Consider the following 1,387-nt stretch of genomic DNA (forward strand, 5'->3'; position numbering starts at 1 on the left):
GTTCCTGATCCGTCAGAGTCGCTTGGCTGACCCAGCCGTGTCGGGTTTCCATCATCGTGAATTCCCGGTTCGGTCCGAACCATCGGGCCAGCGACTGTCTGGCTTGATCCTCCGTGAGAATTGGTTCCGCCATGGGCGTTTCCTCCATTGGGGTCGATGGGGGTGAAGTCGAGAGTCAACGACGCATCCACCATCCAGGATGGCGGTGTGTCAGAGGTCAGGCCGGACTGAGGATCCCACCACACCGGGCCGGTTGCACCAGGTGGATAGACGATCACGGTCGCGTGGGATCCGCCCATCTTCGGCGATCCGTCGTTGTTGTAGAGGAAGTTGCCCGCACCGTCCTGCGCATGCCACCTGTTGACAACCAACGCGGATGAACCGGGACCGAGCGCCGCGATGTGATCGTGGAGTGCCTGATACTGCTGACCGATCGACAGTCCTTTGAAGTGAAGCAAACCCCCGCCGAGCCATTGCGCGGCCCGTGCCAAACCTGACGCTTCGCCAGTTCGGGTATCCGGCGTGCCATCCGGGTTCTTGTCGTCGTTGCGGGGCGCCGCCACCTGCGGTCGGCCGTAGAACGACGACAGCGCGGACAGCGAACAGTCCAGGCAGTTGTTGCGGCGCCCCCGGACTGTCGGCCCACCGTCGTTGATGGCTGACCCGTATTGATTAGTTCGGGGATCGGCTCCGATCCTGAATTCGTTGCCGCTGAGAAGAGCGTTCTCGACGTCGGTTTGGAACTGCGCTTGCTCAACCGGAGCGAGTTCGCGCGGACCGAAGGTACGGAGGTCGGACGGGTTCGAGAACGGCACAGCCATATTCGCTCTGGCGATGTCATTGTTGATCGCACAGAGGTCGTCGTCGGTGGGTGGCTGGTCGGGTTTACCGGGTGGCAGACCCATGTGGGCGCGCAGGTCGTTGGCGAGGTCGAATCGGTGCTGCTGGGTGTTCAGGCGAAAGTCGTCGGCGTGGGGATTCGTCGAGAATTCGACGTCGACCAGGAGTCGGTCGCCACCGGGGAGTTTCCGGTTGTGGTTGAACGTGGCGTCGACCGCGGCGTGTGCGTACTCCATTTCCTGGTGTAGTTCCGCCGGGGTCATCAGGTGCGCGTTGGGAATGTAGGCCCGGACGGTAGCCACCGTCACCCATCGACCTCCCACGTGGAAGCGTCGGATTCGGTAGGCGGGTGGTTGTGACTGGGACGCGTCCCGGTTGGTGTCGACGGTGGTAGTTCGGCCGTCCTGCGACGGCAGGTTTCGCAACGAATCGCGGAGCTGCCGAGCGTCTGGGCTGTGGCCGGGTTCGACCTGCTGATCCGGCGACGTCGGCGACGGGGTGGGTGTCGGCGGCACGTTCTGCGCCGTCGCCTCGGCGAGGTAGGCCA

The 1,387-nt window shown here is 63.7% G+C and carries 1 protein-coding gene; it reads right to left on the reverse strand.

Annotation, left to right across the window (positions count from 1 at the left end):
• Positions 1 to 1,148, reverse strand: a 1,148-nt coding sequence (locus ACWDNU_RS45845) for a toxin glutamine deamidase domain-containing protein (RefSeq protein ID WP_449673449.1), incomplete at its 3' end; no start/stop codon positions are given.
• Between the last annotated feature and the right edge of the window lie 239 nt (positions 1,149 to 1,387).

This window comes from Amycolatopsis sp. NPDC003676 (assembly GCF_053587275.1).